Below are 15,883 nucleotides of genomic sequence, written 5' to 3' on the forward strand. Positions count from 1 at the left end.
GCCACCGGCGCCACGCGTAGCGAGGTGACGGCATGAGCACCCACACCGAGCACCAGGCCCCGCAGGGTCCGGAGCCGGTCGACGTGTACGACCCCCGGCTCTCCCGGTTCGACATCGTCCAGGAGGGCGCCCGGCGGGACGACATCGAGATCGTCCACTACGAGGAGCAGGTCGTCCCGGGCAGCAAGGCGGAGCGCCGGCTGACCCGCACGGTCGCGCTGATGTTCCTGCTGACCGGCGTCGCCGCCACCGCCTTCCTGGTGATCTACATCTGGTGGCCGTGGCAGTGGGAGGCCGGTCGCGGCGGCGACAAGCTCTACACGCCGCTGCTCGGCCTGACCCTGGGCCTGGCCCTGCTCGGCATCGGCTTCGGCATCCTGACCTGGGGCAAGAAGCTGCTGCCCAAGGAGGTCTCGATCCAGGACCGGCACGACCAGGGCGGCAACCCGGAGGATCGCAAGATCACCGGCGAGACCATGCTCTACCTGGCCGACGAACTGGGCGTGAAGCGGCGTCCGCTGCTCGGCATCTCGCTGCTGGCCGGCCTGGCGCCGGTCGGCGCGGTCGCCGCGGCGCCGCTGATCGGTGGTCTGATCGAGCAGCCGCACAAGAACAACCAGATGTTCACCACCGGCTTCGCACCGGCCGAGGGCGGTGAGAAGATCCGGCTGATCCGCGAGGACGGCCGGCCCATCCGCCCGGCGGACGTCAGCGTCGGCGGCCAGCTCACCGTGTTCCCGGGCATCGAGGGCGGCGTCAGCAACCGGCACGCCGACTCCCCGACCCTGCTGATCCACCTGCGCGAGGACGACGCGCAGAAGTCGCGCGCGGCCAACGAGCGCAAGGGCCGCGGCGACTACATGTGGGGCAACTACGTCGCGTTCTCCAAGATCTGCACGCACGCCGGTTGCCCGGCCAGCCTCTACGAGCAGCAGACCAACCGGCTGCTCTGCCCCTGCCACCAGTCCCAGTTCCTCATCACCGACAACGCCAAGCCGATCTTCGGCCCGGCGAACCGGCCGCTGCCGCAGCTGCCGATCGAGGTGGACGAGGAAGGCTTCTTCGTGGCGAGGTCCGACTACACCGAGACCATCGGTCCCGACTTCTGGGAGCGGCCATGAAGCGCCGAAAGTTCGATGCGGCCGCGCTGCCGGCCAAGACCGCCGGGGCGGTGGACGACCGTTTCCAGGTCGCCACGCCGCTGCGCAAGCTGCTGAACAAGGTCTTCCCCGACCACTGGTCCTTCCTGCTCGGCGAGATCGCGTTGTTCTCGTTCGTGGTGCTGTTGCTGACCGGTGTGTTCCTGACCTTCTTCTACGAGCCGGCGATGACCGAGGTGACCTACGACGGCAGCTACGCGCCGCTGCGGGGCACCCCGATGTCGGCCGCGTACGCCTCCAGCCTGGACATCTCGTTCGACGTCCGGGGCGGTCTGATCATGCGGCAGATGCACCACTGGGCGGCCCTGCTGTTCATGGCCGCGATCGTGGTGCACATGCTCCGGGTCTTCTTCACCGGCGCGTTCCGCAAGCCGCGTGAGACCAACTGGATCATCGGCTCGCTGCTGTTCTGGGTCGGCTTCCTGGCCGGCTTCACCGGCTACTCGCTGCCCGACGACGGCCTCTCCGGCACCGGCCTGCGGATCGCCTCCGGCATCATCCTGTCGATCCCGGTGGTCGGTTCCTGGGTCAGCTCGTCGATCTTCGGCGGCGAGTTCCCCGGCATGATCATCATCAGCCGCTTCTTCATCGCCCACGTGCTGCTCATCCCGGGCCTGCTGGTGGCGCTGATCAGCGTGCACCTGGGCCTGGTGTTCAAGCAGAAGCACACCCAGTGGCCCGGCCCCGGCCGGACCAACGAGAACGTGGTCGGCGAGCGGATGTTCCCGCGCTACGCGCTCAAGCAGGGCGGCTTCTTCATGGTCGTCTTCGGCGTGATCGCGCTGATGGGTGGCCTCTTCCAGATCAACCCGATCTGGTATTTCGGCCCGTACGAGGCGTGGGTGGTCTCGGCGGCCAGCCAGCCCGACTGGTACGTCATGTTCCTCGACGGCTCGACCCGACTCATGCCGGGCTGGGAGATCCACATCCCGATCGGCAACGGGTACGTCATCCCGCCGCTGTTCTGGCCGACGGTCGTGCTCCCCGGCATCCTGGTGGGCCTGTCGACGATGTACCCGTTCCTGGAGGCCCGCCGCCTCAAGGACTACAAGCACCACAACCTGCTCCAGCGGCCCCGGGACGTGCCGGCCCGGACCGCGGTGGGCGCGATGGCGGTCGCCTTCTACGTCGTGCTGACGCTCTCCGGCGGCAACGACGTGATCGCCGACAAGTTCCACATCAGTTTGAACGCGATGACGTGGGCCGGCCGGGTCGGTCTGCTGGTCATCCCGCCGCTGGCCTACTACGTCACCTACCGGATCTGCCTGGGTCTCCAGCAGCACGACCGGGAGGTGCTGGCCCACGGCGTGGAGACCGGCATCATCAAGCGGCTGCCCGACGGTCGGTTCGTCGAGGTCCACCAGCCGCTCACGTCGGCGGACGGGCACGACGGCCACGCGCCGGCGCTGGACTACGTCGGCTGGGTGGTGCCCAAGAAGATGAACCGGCTCGGTGCCCTCGGGCCCGCCATCCGGGGCTTCTTCTACCCGATCGAGAAGCCGGCCGAGGCGCCGGTCTCGCCGGGCCACCCGCCGGTCGAGCCCCGAGGAGAGCGGAAGGAGGTCGGCAGCGGCGAGAGCCGACGCTGACCCTTCCGGGTACGACTGACCGTGGCGCCCGCCGGATTCCTCCGGCGGGCGCCACGTCCGTTTCTCCGCCCGATCGGCGGATCGGTGCGCCCCGGACGGGTGGAATCGCAGGAATAACCCCGGTCAGCCGGGTATCCGTGCGGTCCGACGTCTCATGGGGGAGGAACGCATGTGGGGAATCAAACGCCTGGGTCTGCTGGCTGCGCTGGTGGTCGTGGGGCTGGCGCCCGCCACCGCGGCTCAGGCCGCGGCGCAGCCGTCGACGCAGGACACCCAGTATCTGCAGGCGGTGCACCAGGTCAACCTGTTCGAGATCACCGCCGGTAACCTGGCCCAGCAGAAGGGCCAGAACCAGCAGGTCAAGGACCTGGGCAAGATGTTCGTCACGGACCACACCCAACTGGACCAGACGGTCAAGTCGACCGCGCAGCAGCTCAACGTGCAGTTGCCGGCCGACCCGACCGCCGACCAGCAGAAGGTCCTCGACAAGCTGAACGGGCTCAACGGCGCCCAGTTCGACAAGGCGTGGGTGACCGCCCAGCTCGCCGGCCACGTCCAGGCCATCCAGGCCACCCAGACGGAGATCTCGCAGGGCTCCGAGCAGTCGGTGGTGCAGCTCGCCCAGGACGCGCTGCCGGTCCTGCAGGCGCACTACGACGCGTTGGTGGCGCTGGCCCAGACGCTGGGCGTCCCGGTGCCGCAGACCAGCGCCAGCGGCACGGCCAGCCCGGGCGGCACCACGTCGCCGGCACCGGGCGGCACCGAGTCGTCCGCGCCGGGCGGCACCGGAACCGAGGAGCCCGCTCCGGGCACCACGGAGACCCCGGCGCCCGCGCAGAGCTGACCCGACCGCACGACCGACGGTGGCCGGTCCGCCCCTCGCCGGGGTGGGCCGGCCACCGGCGTCTCAGTCGGCGCTGGCCAGCCCGATCGCGAACGCCTCCTCCAGGTCGTGCTGCGAGTAGGCCCGGAACGCGATGTGCGACTCGGTGTTGAGCACACCGGGCACCTTGGAGATGCTCCCGGCGATGACCTGGGCGATCTGCTCGAACTCGCGGACCCGGACCATGGCGATCAGGTCGACGTGCCCGGCCACCGAGTAGACCTCGCTGACGCCGGGCAGGGCGGCCAGGTTCTCGGCCACCTCGGGGATGGAGTCGGTGGCGCAGTCGATCAGCACGATCGCGGTGATCACGGGACGTTTCTCCGTTCGTCGGCGACGAGCCCCATGCTAGAGCCCACGCTGGTCACCGCGCGGCCGGGACGGTCAGGTCGGCGCCGGCCCGGATCACGCCGTCGAGGCGTTCCCCGGCGGCGACCGTCGCGCCCGGCCAGATCACCGACCGGTCGACCGCGCCGTGGACCCGCGCGCCGGCGCCGACCACCGAGCGGGTGACCGGCCCGTCCACCGTCGCGGACGGGTCGACCAGCCCGGCCGGACCGGCGGCGTGCAGGTTGGCGGCCAGGTAGTCGGCCGGTGTGCCGGTGTCGTAGAACGTCCCCCGGTAGCGGACCACGGTCAGCGCGCCGGCCGCCTCGGCCGGCCGCCACACCGCCCGGACCAGCTCGTCGAACGTGGCCGGCAGGTCCCGGACCAGCCGCCAGGGCAGCAGCGACAGACCGGCGAAGCGGTGGCCGGCGAAGGTGCCGGGGGCGGCCGGATCGTCCGCCGGCCGACCGAGCAGGCGTACGCTCCGCCCGTCCCAGCCGTCGCACAGCGCGGCCACGTCGGGGCCGGGTGGCGCCGCCGGGTCGGCCAGGTACGCGTCGGCGTTGGCGACCAGCACGCCCCGCCCGGCGATCCAGTCGCGCAGCCGGCCGACGCCGCCGGCGGTGCCAAGCGGTTCGCCCGGTTCGACGGAGAGGTGGGCCCGGTCGCCGACCCACGCGGTCACCTGGTCGCCCAGGTAACAGGCGTTCACCGCGACCAGTTCGGGGCCGGTCAGGCCGAGGCCGGCGAGCCGGGCCAGGGCCCGGTCGAGCAGCGGCACGTTGCCGACCGGGCAGAGCGCCTTGGGCACCCGCTCGGTGAGCGGGCGCAACCGGGTGCCGGCGCCGGCCGCCAGCACCACCGCGCACACCTCGGCCCTGCGTGCCGGGCCGGACGAGTCGGGGACCGGTCCGTTCACGCGCTCGGTGGCGTCGCCGGCGGGACCTCGCCGGCGCGCGGGCCGATGCCGTAGTAGGCCAGCAGGTTGGCGGTGGCGCGGCTGAGCCGGGGCAGATCGTCGAGCGGGTGCCAGGCGGCCTCCAACACCTCGGCCCCGTCCACCTTCAGCGTGGTGCTCGACGCCGGCACCGTCACCTCGAAGACCACGTCCACCCAGCCCTTGGCGTGCACCACCGCGTTCGGCACCGCGGGCCGGAGCCGGTCGGGGGAGAGTCGGACGCCGGACTCCTCGTGCAGCTCCCGGGCGGCGCCGACCACCGGGGGCTCACCGCGTTGCAGCAGGCCGGCGGGGAGGCTCCAACTGTGGCCGGGGGGTTGGCGCAGCAGCAGGATCCGTCCCGCGCCGGTGGCCTCCGCGTCCCGGACCAGCGTGACCGCGCCGACGATGTACTTCGGCACGGCCAGCCGGACCAGCCGCCGCCGCAGCGGGACCGGCAACCGGTAGAAGAGGCGGTAGCCGAAGGCCCGTCCGGTGGCACGTGCGCGGGGGATCATGCGTTCAGGCTAGTGGCCGGCGGGTCGGCGGGGGCGAAGGCCCTTCACCTTACTGCCGGTGGTCGACCAGGTCGATGAGCTGCTGGACCACCGCGTCCGGCTCGACCGAGCGGTCGAAGACCGCGACCAGCAGCGTCTCCAGGTCGGGATAGCCCAGTTCCTCGGAGAGCCGCAGCAGGGGCAGGTCGCTGGCCAGGCCCCGGTTGTGCTTGCGCAGCGCCAGGCCGATCGAGGCGCGGCCGAGCCGGACCTTGTCGGCGATCGAGATGCCCGGCTCGGTGTGCTCGGCGAACCACCTGTTGATCTGCATCTGGGCGTGCGGGGACTTGACGAAGCCCAGCCACTCCCGGCGCGGACCGCGGGGCGCGACGTCGGCCTCGAAGCCGCTCTCCGCGTCGCTCTCGGTGAAGATCTCCACCACGTCGCCCTCCTCCAGCTCGGAGGAGAGCGGGGCCAGCCGGCCGTTGATCCGGGCGGCGAGGCAGTGGTCGCCGCGTTCGGTGCCCAGCTCGTACGCGAGGTCGACCGGGGTGGCCCCGGCCGGCAGCACCAGCTGGCGACCGTCGGCGACCACCTGGATCTGCGCCTCCGCCAGGTCACAGCGCAGTGACGCCATGAACTGGGTCGGGTCGACCGTGTCCTGCTCCCAGTCGAGCACCCGGCGCAGCCAGGCCAGCTCGTCCGCCCGGTCGGCGGCCCGGCCGGCGGCGCGCGGGAAACGGTAGTGGGCGGCCACGCCGTACTCCGCGGAGCGGTGCATCTCGGTGGTGCGGATCAGCACCTCGACCGTGCGGTCCTGCGGGCCGCAGACGCTGGTGTGCAGCGACCGGTAGAGGTTGTTCTTCGGTGAGGCGATGAAGTCCTTGAAGCGGCCCGGAACCGGTCGCCAGAGCCCGTGCACAGCGCCCAGCGCGGCGTAGCAGTCGGTCGCCGGGCCGTCCACCACGATGGCGATGCGGGGCAGGTCGTACGGGGCGGCGTGGCCGCCGGCGACGGTGTCCTTCCAGATCGAGTAGAGGTGCCGCGGGCGGGGGGAGACGTCGGCGTCCACCCGGCTGCGGCGCAGCGCCGCCCGGGTGCGGGCCACCACGTCGGCGAGGTAGGCGTCCCAGCCGGGCCGGTCGTGCACGAACCGGGCGATCCGCGCGTGCTCCTCGGGCCGCAGGTGCAACAGCACCACGTCGTCCAGTTCGCGTTTGAGCGTCTGGATGCCCAGCCGGTCGCAGAGCGGGACCAGCACGTCGAGGGTCTTGCGGGCGATCCGTTCCCGCGAGGCGGCGGAGCGGACGCCGAGCGTCCGCATGTTGTGCAGCCGGTCGGCCAGCTTGATGACCAGCACCCGGACGTCCTTGCCGGCTGCCACGATCATCTTGCGGACGGTCTCCGCCTCGGCGGCCTTGCCGTAGAACGCCTTGTCGAACTTGGTCACGCCGTCGACCAGGTGGGCCACCTCGCGGCCGAAGTCCTCCTGGAGCGCCTGGAGCGTGTAGCGGGTGTCCTCCACCGTGTCGTGCAGCAGCGCGGCGACCAGCGTGGTGGTGTCCATGCCGAGGTCGGCGCAGATCTGCGCCACCGCGAACGGATGGGTGATGTAGGGCTCGCCGCTCTTGCGGAACTGGCCGCGGTGCATGTTCTCGGCGATCGTGTACGCCCGGCGCAGCACCGAGACGTCGGCGCTGGCGTGGATGCCGCGATGGGCGCGGACCAGCGCGGTGACCGGGTCGCCGTCGGCGGTGGGCCAGGTGAGCAGTGAACGCAGCCGGCGGGTGAGCGGTAGCTCGCCCTGGTTCGGAAGGGCGCCGCCCAGGGCGGCGCCGTGTCCGGCGTCGACGTCCACCTGGGACACCTCCTCACCCGGCCCGCGGTCACCGGGGCCGGTGACCGGGAGCAGACCCGCGAATCGGGCAGTGCTGCACTTCTTCAACAGCCTAAGGGAGTCGGCGTCGTCCGATCGGACACTTGGTCATGAGCGTTCGGTCGAGAGTTGGTGGGATCCGCCGTTCTCGGCCTTCGCCAGCAGGTCGCGGAAGCGCCCCGCGCCGGCCACCGGCGAGGCCCATCCGGCGGTGGCCTCGACCAGTCGCGTCTCCGGCCGTTCCAACCAGGACAGGATCCGCTCGGTCTCCTCGGCGGTGGCCGCCGGCACCGGACCGTGCCCGGGCAGCACCGTCTCGGCGGTGGCCCGGATCGCTGCGATGGTCGGTCGTGGGTGGACACCGGGTGGCGACACGCCGGCCCCGGCGAGCCGCCCGTGTCGGACCAGCGCCAGCTCCCAGCCGCCCCGGGCGGCGGGCCGGGCGGCGGCCAGCTCGGTGATGCCGGTCAACGCCGCCAGGCGCTGCATCCGGACCGCCGCGCGCAGCACCGCGACCAGCCGGCCCCGTGCCACCGCCGCCTCCTCGTAGCGCTGGGCGGCGGACAGCACCTCGATCCGGGCGAGCAGGGCGTCGACCACCACGGCGGGATCGTCGCGGGTGGCGGTGCGGAACGGGGTGGCGGCGGCGTGTTCGTACTCCTCCGGGGTGATCCGGTGCTCGCAGGGCGCCGGGCAGCGACCCAGCTCGGCCAGCGCGCAGGCCGGCATGGTGGTGCGTCGGGAGAGCCGGTGGGTGCACTGACGCAGCGGCACCGCGTCGTGGAAGCCGGCGGCGGCCAGCTCCGCGGCCTGTTTGGACCGGAACGGGCCGAGGTAGGCGGTGTCGGTGGGGCCGAGGTCGCGGACGACCGACAACCGGGGGTACGCCTCGTCGGTGAGCTTCAGCCAGACCTGGCGCTCCGGGTATTTCGACCGGCGATTGTACGGCGGGGCGTGCGCGGCGATCAGCCGCAGCTCGCGGACCTCGGCCTCCAGCGAGTGGGCGCACTCGACCGCCTCCACCCGCTCGGCGGTGGCCAGCATCTCGGAGATCCGGGCCCGTTTCTCGCCGGCGGTGAAGTAGCTGCGCACCCGGGTGGCGATGTCGACGGACGTGCCGACGTAGAGCGGTCGGTCGTCGGCGGCCCGGAAGATGTAGACGCCGGGCACCTTCGGCAGCCCTTCGGCGAGGTGCCGCTTGCGGCGCTGGGTCGGGGTGACCGCCCGGGCGAACTCGATCGCCTCGCCGATCGTGTCGACCCGGTGCCCGCCCAGGCGGCCGATCAGCCCGTGCAGCACGTCGACGGTGGCCTTGGCGTCGTCGAGCGCCCGGTGGGTGGGCTGGGTGGCGGTGCGGAAGTAGCCGGCCAGCGTGCCCAGCTTGCGGTTGGGCACCTCGTCGCGGGTGAGCACCCGCCGGGCCAGCGCGGCGGTGTCCAGCACCCGCGGGTTGGGCCAGCGGTAGCCGTGCTTCGCGCAGGCGGCCTTGAGGAAGCCCACGTCGTACGGGGCGTTGTGGGCGACCAGCACGGCGTCGGTGAGGAACTCCAGGAAGCTCGGCAGCACCTGCTCGATCGGCGGGGCGGGCACCAGCATCGCCTGGGTGATCCCGGTCAGCACGGTGATGAACGGCGGGATCGGCACGCCCGGGTTGACGAGCGTGGCGAGCACGCCCAGCTCCTCGCCGCCGCGGACCTTCACCGCGCCGATCTCGGTGATCCCGCCGCCGTCCGGCGCGCCGCCGGTGGTCTCCAGGTCGACCACCACGAAGGTGGTCGCGTAGAGCGGCAGCGCGGGGTCGACGCCGCCGCCCGCCGCCCGGTCCAGACCGGCCAGCGACTCCTGGACGTACTCCGTTCCCGTCACCAGCGGGACGGTAACGGCACGGTCCGACACTCGCGTCACTCCGGCCCCGCTGATACCACGGGGGTACGATGAGAGATCGGCTCACTCACCGGGCGGTGGGCCCGTTCGGGGTGGGAGACTTGCCACATGCCCCTCACCGAGCCGCACGACGACCGCTCCTCCGCGGAGGAGCCGGTGGTCGGCGCGCCCGAGCCCGGTGAGGACCCGTCGCCGCCCGAGCCCGAGCCCACGCTCCCCGAGCCGGTCCGCCAGCGGATCGTCACGCTGACCGCCGCGGTCCTGCCCGGCCTGCCCGCCGACGAGGTGCCGGTGCCGCTGCGCCGGGTCGCCAAGTTCGCCCCCAACCGCCGTGCCCGGCTCGGCGCTCCGGTGATCGCCGCCCAGCTCACCGCCGACCCGCTGTTCCGGCAGCGGGTCACCGCCCGGGTGCTGGCCGACGCCGGTGACCTCGGCGCGGCGGTGGTGGAGGGCACCGCGCCGGCCGCCGCCGACCCGGTCGAGGTGGCCGCGCTGGCCTACCTGGCCCGGCCCCGGGGCTGGCGCGAGCTGATCGAGGCCAGCGGCGAGGCGGTGCGCGCCGAGGCGGACAGCGCGGTCGTGGCCGAGCTGGTCCGGGAGGCCGAGCAGCGGGCCACCCGCGCCGAGCACGACCGGGCGGTGGCCCGGGTCGAGGCCGAGAAGCTCCGCGACGAGCTGGCCCGGGTCCGCGAGGAGCTGGGCCAGCTCCGCGAGGAGGCCCGGCAGTTGGCCCGTACCCTGCGGGAGACCCAGGCCCGGGAGCGCCGGGCCACCGAGCTGCTGGCCACCGAACGGGGCCGGGCGGCCCGCGCGGCGGCCGACGCGGACGCCGAGCTGCGCCGCGCCCGGGCCCGGCTGGCCGAGGCGGAGGCCGCCGCCGGGGTGGCCCGGGCCAGCGCCAAGGAGGCCCGCTCCGTCGACGACGCCCGGCTGTGGCTGCTGCTGGAGACGATCGGGCAGGCCGCGGTCGGGCTACGCCGGGAGCTGGCACTCGACCCGGTGGACACGCTGCCGGCGGACTTCGTCGCCGACGCGTTCGCCGACCAGCCGGGCGCCGCCCAGGTCGGACCGGCGACCCGGGCCCGCGACACCGACGACCCGGCCCGGCTCGACCAGCTCCTCGCGCTGCCCCGGGCGCACCTGGTGGTGGACGGCTACAACGTCACCAAGCGCGGCTTCGGGGAGATGTCGCTGGAGCAGCAGCGCAAGCGGCTGATCACCGGGTTGGGCGGGATCGCGGCGCAGACCGGGGACGAGGTCACGGTGGTCTTCGACGGCGCCGAGCGGATCCACGGGCTGCCGCCGGCGCCGCGCGGCGTGCGGGTGCTCTTCTCCCGCAAGGGCGAGACGGCGGACGAGCTGATCCGGCGGCTGGTCCGCGCCGAGCCGGCCGGCCGGCCGGTGGTGGTCGTCTCGTCGGACCGCGAGGTCGCCGACGGGGTACGCCGGCACGGCGCGTACCCGCTGGGCGCCGACTCGCTGCTGCGCCGGCTCGCCCGCTCCTGACCCGCTCGCGCCGCTTCGGCGGACTGGTGACTGGATGATCGTTTTCGGGGTGGGTGCTGCCTCGTTGTCCGGTTCTGTCGTACCCGACGCATAGCCTTCCGGTGACCGACGGTGGTGGACCCTTCCCCGACCGCCACCGGCGACCGCGTCAGGAGGCGTTCATGCTCATCGACTGCGACGGCTGCGGCATCCGCGGCGCCGGCTGCGCCGGGTGCCTGGTGACCGCGCTGCTCGACGCCGACTCCCCGGCGGCCGACCTGGGCCCGGCCGAGCACCGGGCGATCGAGGTGTTCGCCCGGGCCGGCTTCGACGTGGAGGTGCTGCCACCGGCGGCCACCCCCGCATCCGCACCCGCACCCCACCGCGCCACCCGCCGCCGGGTGGCCTGACCCCGCCGGCCGTCGTCCAAGCCCCACCCAGGCGGCGGCGCCCGGGCACCGGGCCGTCCCGCCGCGCCCGGGCCATAGGATGGGCGGTCACAGCGGGAGGGAGCGGCATGACGCGGACGGGTGGCGACGGCGGGGTGGGGCGGTGAGCCCGCGCGGCTGGGCGCTGCTGACCCTGGCCGGGCTGGCGGTGGCGCTCGTCGTCACCGTGGCGCTGCTGGTGCCGTGGAGCCGGCCGCCGGCGCCCCGCGCCGACCAGCTCGCCGCGTTGCGGGCGCTCCCGGTCGAGCAGGTGGCCCGAGGCCGGGCGTTCAGCGGCGCGTTGCGCCCGGCCGGCTGGTCGGCGCTCGTGGTCGGTCTGGTGGTGGCGCTGCTGCTCGGGCTCACCCCGCTGGGCGGGCGTCTGGTCGAGCTGGCCGGCCGGCCCTTCGGCGGGCACTGGGTGGCCCAGGCCGTGCTCGGCGGGTTGGGCGTCATGTTCCTCGCCGACCTGCTCACCCTGCCGTTCGCGGCCTGGCGGCGCACCGTGCTGGTCCGCTACGGGCTGAGCACCCAGGGCTGGGGCGGCTGGACGGTCGACCTGCTCAAGTCGTACGCGGTCAGCGCGGTCATCGGCGCGCTCGTCCTGCTCGCCTTCTACTCGGTGGTCCGGCTCGCCCCCCGGTGGTGGTGGGCGTACGGCGCGGCCGGCGCCGCCGCCCTGGTGGTGATCCTGTCGTTCGTGCTGCCGGTGCTCGTCGAACCGGTGTTCAACAGGTTCACCCCGATGGAGCCTGGCCCGCTGCGCACCGAGCTGACCACCATGGCCGCCCGGGACGGCGTCCCGGTCCGCGACGTGCTGGTCGCCGACGCGTCCCGGCGGACCCGGGCGGTGAACGCCTACGTCTCCGGGCTCGGGCCGACCCGGCGGGTGGTGGTCTACGACACGCTGCTGCGCGAGGCGGAACCGGCGGAGGTGACAAGCGTGGTCGCCCACGAGCTGGGGCACGCCAAGGACCGCGACGTCTGGACCGGCACGCTGATCGGCGCGTTCGGCGCCGCCGCCGCGGTGGTGGCGCTGTACCTGGTCGGCTCCTGGGCCCCGCTGCTGCGGCTGGCCGGCGTCGACTCCATCGCCCAGCCGCGGGCGTTCCCGCTGCTCGTCGCGCTGGTCACGGTGGTCGGGCTGGTGGCCACCCCGGTGCAGGCGCTGGTCTCCCGACGGGTGGAGGCCCGGGCCGACGCGCACGCGCTGGCGCTCACCGGCGACCCGGCGACGTTCGAGGCGATGCAGCGCCGGCTGGCCGGGGTGAACCTGGCCGACCCCGACCCGCCGCGCTGGGAGTACCTGTGGTCGGCGTCCCACCCGTCCACCGTGGAGCGGATGGCCGCCGCCCGCGCCTACGCCAGGGAGCACGGCCGATGAGCCGCACCTTGCTGATCACCAACGACTTCCCGCCCCGCCCCGGCGGCATCCAGTCCTTCGTGCACAACCTCGCGGTGCGCCAGCCGCCCGGCTCGGTGGTGGTCTACGCGTCGAGCTGGCGGGACGCGGAGAAGTTCGACGCCGACCAGCCGTTCGAGGTGGTCCGGGAACGCACCCGGGTGCTGCTGCCCACGCCGCTGATCGCCCGTCGGGCGGCCCGGCTGGCCCGGGCGTACGACTGCGACACGGTGTGGTTCGGCGCGGCGGCGCCGCTGGGGTTGCTCGCGTCGGGGCTGCGCCGCCGGGCCGGGATCCGCCGGGCGGTGGCGCTGACGCACGGGCACGAGGTCGGGTGGGCCGCGTTGCCCGGCGCCCGGTCCGCGCTGCGACGCATCGGCCGGGGCGTGGACGTGACCACCTACCTCGGCGAGTACACCCGGGTGCGGCTGGCCCGGGCGTTGGACGGGCTGACCGAGCTGCGCCGCCTCGCGCCCGGCGTCGACGTGGAGACCTACCATCCCGGCGTCGACGGCGAGCCGGTCCGGGCGCGACTCGGCCTCGCCGACCGGCCGGTGGTGGTGTGCGTGTCGCGACTGGTGCCGCGCAAGGGGCAGGACGCGCTGATCCGGGCGCTGCCGGAGATCCGCCGCCGGGTGCCGGACGCCGCGCTGCTGGTGGTCGGCGGCGGGCCCTACCGGGCCACCCTGGAGAAACTGGCCCGGCAGGCCGGGGTGGAGCGGGACGTGGTCTTCACCGGCTCGGTGCCCAGCGCCGAACTGCCCGCGCACTACGCCGCCGGCGACGTCTACGCGATGCCCTGCCGCACCCGCAACCGTGGCCTGGACGTGGAGGGCCTGGGCATCGTCTACCTGGAGGCGAGCGCGACCGGGCTGCCGGTGGTGGCGGGCGACTCCGGTGGCGCGCCGGACGCGGTCCGCGAGGGGGAGACCGGGTACGTGGTCCGGGGACGGGACGTCGCCCAGCTCGCCGACCGGGTGGCGACCCTGCTCGCCGACCGGGACCTGGCCCGTCAGCTCGGCGCGGCCGGCCGGGCCTGGGTCGAGCGGGAGTGGCGCTGGGAGACCCAGGCCGAGCGGATGGCCACGCTGCTCGCCGGCTGACCGGCGCCCGAGCGGTTCACCGGCCACCGCCGTCCCGTCTCCGCCTCACCCGTGCGCCGCTTCCCGCCCGGACACGTCGAGCGCGCCGCCCGCCCGCCCCCGAACCGCGTCCCGCCCCGAGGGCGAGGTCGTGGCACTCCGGGCGGACGGCGCGGGCTCGTCGGCGGCGACGTGTCAGGCGGGGGCCGCTTCTCTCCTCGACGCGGTGGGCGGGGCCTCCTCCTGACGCTCGGCCGTGCGACGCGACAGCCGTCCCGGCCACCAGACACGCACGCCCAGGTCCAGGGTCAGCGCCGGGATCAGCAGGCTGCGAACCAGGAACGTGTCGAGCAGGATCCCGACCGCCACGATCACCCCCATCTGCACCGACGGCACCAGCGGCAGCACCAGCAGGGCGCCGAAGGTGGCCGCCAGCACCACCCCGGCGCTGGTGATCACGCCGCCGGTGACAGTGAGCGCCCGCAGCGTCCCGGGCCGGTGCCCGATCGACGCGGTCTCCTCCCGGGCCCGGGTCATCAGGAAGATCGTGTAGTCCACGCCGAGGGCGACCAGGAACAGGAACGCCTGCAACGGCACGCCGACGAACAGCCGCGGGTGGCCCAACGCGTCGAGCAGCAGCCCGGCGCCGCCCATCGCCGCCGCGTACGACAGCACCACGCTCGCCATCAGCAGCAGCGGCGCGACGAGCGCGCGCAGCAGGAGCATCAGGATCACCAGGACCACGGCGAGCACCAGCGGGATGACCACCCGGTTGTCCCGGTCCACGGTGCGTCGCTCGTCGAGCAGCGTCGCGGTGCGCCCGCCGACGAGCGTCTGCGACCCGGGCACCGCGTGCACGGCGGTGCGCAGCCGGCCCACCGTGTCCCGGGCCGCGGCGCTGTCCGGGGCGGCGGCGAGCACCGCGGTGACCCGTACCCAACGACCGTCGGCGGACGGCTGCGGACCGCCCACCTCCGCGACGCCCGGCACCGCGCGGACCGCGCCGGTGACCAGGTCGGCCGTGCCGGCGGCGGCCAGCACCTCGACCGGCGCGACCGACCCGCCCGGGTAGTGGGCGGCGACCAGCCGCTGACCGGCGACCGAGCCGACCTCGGTGGTGAACGACTCGTCGTCGGGCAGGCCCAGGGTGAGATTGCCGATCCCGAGGGTCAACGCGACCAGGGCGACGGCGGTGCCCACCCAGACCGGGCGCGGCCGGCGACCGACCAGGCCGGCGATCCGCCGCCACACCCCGTGGTCGGCGCCGAGGTCGCGCTCGTCCGCGCCGGGCGTGTGGCGCGGCACGAACGGCCAGAACAGCCACCGCCCGCACACCACGAGCACCGCCGGCAGCAGCGTGGTCATCGCCAGCAACGCGGCCACGATGCCGACCGCGCCGACCGGTCCCAGGCCGCGGGTGGCGGGCAGGTCCGCCGCGACGAGGCAGAGCAGCCCGAGCGCGACAGTCGCCGCGGAGGCGCAGACCGCGCCGTACGACCGGCGCAGCGCCACCGCCATCGCGGCGTGCCGGTCGGCGTGCCGGCGCAGCTCCTCGCGGTAGCGGGCGATGAGCAGCAGGGCGTAGTCCACGCCGACGCCGAAGACCAGCACGGTGAGGATGGTCTGGCTCTGGAAGTCCACCGCCAGGCCGGCGTGCCGGGCCAGCAGGTAGACGGTGGCGCCGGCGAGCTGGTTGGCGACGCCGACCGCGAGCAGCGGCACCAGCCACAGCACCGGGCTGCGGTAGGTGACGAGCAGGAGCAGGGCGACGGTGACGGCGGTGGCCAGCAGTAACGCGCCGTCCATCCCGTCGAACGCGTCCCAGACGTCGCTCTCGGCGACCGCGTCGCCGGTCAGCGCGGTCCGCAGGCCGGGCGCCGCGTCGACGAGCCGGTCCTTCATGGCGCGCACCGCGTCGGCGCGTCGCTCCTCGTCGAGGGTGACCGGGAGCGAGAACAGCAGCGCCCGGCCGTCCGCGCTCGGCGCCGGCGCGGAGACCGCGCCGCCGTCGGCGTACCCGGCGAAGGCCGCCCGGTCGGCGTCGACCCGGGCCCGGTCGGCGGCGGTGAGGCCGGTGTCGCGGACGTACACGGCGACGGCCAACTGCCGGCGGGACTCGGGGAAGGCGGCTTCGGCCCGCTGTGCGGCGCGGCTGCTCTCGACGCCGGGCGGCAACGCGCCGAGCGTCGAGTTGTCCTGCGTCTCGCCCAGCTTCAACGCGAGCGGCCCGGCGACCGCGAGCAGCGCCAGCCAGAGGACGAGGACGGCGTACTTGCCGCGGCGGCCGGCGGGCAGCCGGGCCGTTCGGTGCGGGGACATCAGGGTTCCTCTCA

13 protein-coding genes are annotated in these 15,883 nt (G+C 74.3%); 7 read left to right on the forward strand and 6 right to left on the reverse strand.

The genetic code is table 11. The features are described 5' to 3' along the window. Positions 1 to 32: 32 nt before the first annotated feature. The 3 genes from AB0B02_RS21875 (at position 33) to AB0B02_RS21885 (ending at position 3,593) form a co-directional block, all read left to right on the forward strand. The gene (locus AB0B02_RS21875; protein WP_357302936.1) at positions 33 to 1,121 is read left to right on the forward strand and encodes a Rieske 2Fe-2S domain-containing protein; all 1,089 of its coding nucleotides are present in this window, start codon (positions 33 to 35) and stop codon (positions 1,119 to 1,121) included. Then, positions 1,118 to 2,749, forward strand: coding sequence for a cytochrome b N-terminal domain-containing protein (locus AB0B02_RS21880; protein WP_357302939.1), 1,632 nt, complete (start codon positions 1,118 to 1,120; stop codon positions 2,747 to 2,749). Before AB0B02_RS21875 ends, AB0B02_RS21880 begins: the two co-directional genes overlap by 4 nt. A gap of 169 nt (positions 2,750 to 2,918) precedes the next feature. After that, positions 2,919 to 3,593: a DUF4142 domain-containing protein gene (locus AB0B02_RS21885; protein WP_281936731.1), complete on the forward strand. Its 675-nt coding sequence runs from the start codon at positions 2,919 to 2,921 to the stop codon at positions 3,591 to 3,593. A gap of 63 nt (positions 3,594 to 3,656) precedes the next feature. Here AB0B02_RS21885 and AB0B02_RS21890 read toward each other — a convergent pair whose 3' ends face one another. The 5 genes from AB0B02_RS21890 to AB0B02_RS21910 all read right to left on the reverse strand — a co-directional run bounded on the left by AB0B02_RS21890 (position 3,657) and on the right by AB0B02_RS21910 (position 9,135). Beyond that, positions 3,657 to 3,944: an Lrp/AsnC ligand binding domain-containing protein gene (locus AB0B02_RS21890; protein WP_107159942.1), complete on the reverse strand. Its 288-nt coding sequence runs from the start codon at positions 3,942 to 3,944 to the stop codon at positions 3,657 to 3,659. A 52-nt stretch (positions 3,945 to 3,996) separates the two neighbouring features. Next, the gene (locus AB0B02_RS21895) at positions 3,997 to 4,878 is read right to left on the reverse strand and encodes a sugar phosphate nucleotidyltransferase (protein WP_357302942.1); all 882 of its coding nucleotides are present in this window, start codon (positions 4,876 to 4,878) and stop codon (positions 3,997 to 3,999) included. Next, positions 4,875 to 5,414 (reverse strand): NUDIX domain-containing protein, encoded by a 540-nt coding sequence (locus AB0B02_RS21900; RefSeq protein ID WP_357302945.1) that lies wholly within the window; start codon positions 5,412 to 5,414, stop codon positions 4,875 to 4,877. The genes AB0B02_RS21895 and AB0B02_RS21900 overlap by 4 nt, the downstream gene beginning before the upstream one ends. Before the next feature lie 49 nt (positions 5,415 to 5,463). Then, positions 5,464 to 7,251 (reverse strand): HD domain-containing protein, encoded by a 1,788-nt coding sequence (locus AB0B02_RS21905; RefSeq protein WP_281936727.1) that lies wholly within the window; start codon positions 7,249 to 7,251, stop codon positions 5,464 to 5,466. Between the two features lie 126 nt (positions 7,252 to 7,377). Further along, positions 7,378 to 9,135, reverse strand: coding sequence for a DEDD exonuclease domain-containing protein (locus AB0B02_RS21910; protein WP_357302948.1), 1,758 nt, complete (start codon positions 9,133 to 9,135; stop codon positions 7,378 to 7,380). A gap of 126 nt (positions 9,136 to 9,261) precedes the next feature. Between AB0B02_RS21910 and AB0B02_RS21915 the strand changes: the two genes are divergently transcribed. From AB0B02_RS21915 to AB0B02_RS21930, 4 genes are all read left to right on the forward strand, one after another. After that, on the forward strand, positions 9,262 to 10,659 hold the full coding sequence (locus AB0B02_RS21915) for an NYN domain-containing protein (protein ID WP_281936723.1): 1,398 nt from the start codon (positions 9,262 to 9,264) through the stop codon (positions 10,657 to 10,659). A gap of 161 nt (positions 10,660 to 10,820) precedes the next feature. Next, complete coding sequence (locus tag AB0B02_RS21920; protein ID WP_281936721.1) at positions 10,821 to 11,048, forward strand: hypothetical protein; 228 nt, start codon at positions 10,821 to 10,823, stop codon at positions 11,046 to 11,048. A gap of 142 nt (positions 11,049 to 11,190) precedes the next feature. Then, a complete protein-coding gene (locus tag AB0B02_RS21925) occupies positions 11,191 to 12,450 on the forward strand; it encodes a M48 family metallopeptidase (protein ID WP_281936719.1) in 1,260 nt (419 codons plus the stop codon). Continuing rightward, complete coding sequence (locus AB0B02_RS21930) at positions 12,447 to 13,571, forward strand: glycosyltransferase family 4 protein (RefSeq protein WP_281936718.1); 1,125 nt, start codon at positions 12,447 to 12,449, stop codon at positions 13,569 to 13,571. The genes AB0B02_RS21925 and AB0B02_RS21930 overlap by 4 nt, the downstream gene beginning before the upstream one ends. Positions 13,572 to 13,745: 174 nt before the next feature. Here the strand turns inward: AB0B02_RS21930 and AB0B02_RS21935 are convergent, their stop codons facing one another. Next, on the reverse strand, positions 13,746 to 15,869 hold the full coding sequence (locus AB0B02_RS21935) for an MMPL family transporter (protein WP_357302954.1): 2,124 nt from the start codon (positions 15,867 to 15,869) through the stop codon (positions 13,746 to 13,748). Positions 15,870 to 15,883 lie beyond the last annotated feature (14 nt).

This window comes from Micromonospora sp. NPDC049240 (assembly GCF_040647835.1).
Taxonomy (GTDB): domain Bacteria; phylum Actinomycetota; class Actinomycetes; order Mycobacteriales; family Micromonosporaceae; genus Micromonospora.